The sequence below is a fragment of the Streptomyces sp. OR43 genome, from assembly GCF_008042275.1.
In the GTDB taxonomy this organism is placed as follows: domain Bacteria; phylum Actinomycetota; class Actinomycetes; order Streptomycetales; family Streptomycetaceae; genus Streptomyces.
The window spans coordinates 1-1,799 of the sequence record NZ_RDBK01000034.1 but is presented as its reverse complement, the minus strand read 5'-3'; the positions used below and the strand labels follow the sequence as shown (position 1 = coordinate 1,799).

The window sequence follows — 1,799 nt, the reverse complement described above, 5'->3', positions numbered from 1 at the left end:
CGTGCCACCACCGCACCGCGCAGCCACTCCCCGTACGGCTGGATTCAGCCAATCTCGCGCAGCGCTGTCCGGTGCCGCCCGCTCCTCTCCCGCGTCCGGATCGCGCCCCGGCCATGTCCCCCGCACCCGAGGCGTCTCGCCCCGGACGTGCGGACCGGGCCGCGCACCGCCGCCTCGGGCGGTTCCGCATCGCCCGCGGGGAGCGCGCCCGCACCACCGCTTTCGCGCAGAGAGCCGCCCGGACGGCTTGCGGGYAGCCGTGCCGATGCGGTGAGTTGTCCGCGTTGGGCCGGAGAACCGTGCTTCTTCCTCCGCCGCCCCGACTCCCGGTCCCCCACACCGGAACACCCCGCCTCCCGGCCCGGACGCCGGGACCCCACACGCCCGGTTGTCCGAACCCACACCGAACCACCCTCACCGTCCCGATCCGGAAAGGCGGACACCGCATGACGCCGGTCCCTCACCGCAGCCACGCCGACGACCTGCTCTCCTTCATCAGGGCCAGCCCCTCCCCGTACCACGCCGTGGCGAGCGCGGCCCAGCGCCTGGAGAAGGCCGGTTTCCGTGAGCTGCGGGGCACCGACGACTGGACCGGCACCACGGGCGGCAGTTTCGTCGTCCGCGGCGGGGCCCTGATCGCCTGGTACGCCCCCGAGGGCACGCCCTCCCCCACCCCGTTCCGGATACCCCGTTCCGGATCATCGGCACCCACACCGACTCGCCGAACCTGCGGATCAAGCCCACCCCCGACACCGGATCCGCCGGCTGGCGGCAGATCGCGGTGGAGATCTACGGCGGGGTCCCGCTCAACACCTGGCTCGACCGCGACCTGGGCATCTCGGGCCGGCTGGCCCTGCGGGGGCCGGGCGGCCGGACCGAATCCCGGCTCGTCCAGATCGACGAACCGCTGCTGCGCGTACCGCAGCTGGCGATCCATCTGGACCGTTCCGTCAACGACGGCCTCGCGCTGGACCGGCAGCGGCACATCGCCCCGGTCTGGTCGCTCGGCGCCGCGGAGGAGGGAGCGCTGTTGCGCAGGGTCGCCGCGGCGGCCGAGGCCGAGCCGGACGAGGTGCTCGGCTGGGACCTGATGCTCCACGACATCCAGCCGCCCGGATACCTGGGCGCGGAACGGGAGTTCCTGGTCGCCTCGCGGCTGGACAACCTGGTCTCGGTGCACGCCGGCGTCACGGCGCTGGCCGGTGCGGCGGCGGCGGGCGGGGAACCCGCGTACATCCCCGTCCTGGCGGCCTTCGATCACGAGGAGGTCGGCAGCGGTTCGGACACGGGTGCGCAGAGCCCGCTGCTGGAGAGGGTGCTGAGCCGTTCGGTCACCGCCCGTGGCGGCAGTCAGGAGGACTGGGCGCGGGCCCTGTCCGGCGCGTTCTGCGTCTCCGCCGACATGGCGCACGCGGTCCACCCCAACTACGCGGAGCGCCACGACCCCGACCACCACCCGCTGCCCAACGGCGGCCCCACCATCAAGGTCAACGTCAATCAGCGCTACGCCACCGACTCGACCGGGATCGCGGTGTTCGCGTCGGCCTGCGAGCGGGCGGGCGCGCCGTGGCAGCCGTTCGTCTCCAACAACGCGATGCCGTGCGGTACCTCCATCGGACCGCTCACCGCGGCCCGGCTGGGTGTGCAGACCGTCGACGTGGGGGTGCCGGGCCTGTCGATGCACTCGGCCCGCGAGCTGTGCGGGGCGGACGACCCGGGGTATCTGGCGGCAATCCTCGGCGCGTTCGTGACCTCGGACTGAACGCGGGTACGGGGCGGGGCCGGACGCCCCACCCCGT

The 1,799-nt window shown here is 73.9% G+C and carries 1 pseudogene; it reads left to right on the top strand.

Annotated features, from left to right (window positions below):
- Positions 1 to 446: 446 nt before the first annotated feature.
- Positions 447 to 1,762, top strand: a pseudogene (locus tag EAO72_RS16720) (M18 family aminopeptidase).
- Positions 1,763 to 1,799: the final 37 nt, after the last annotated feature.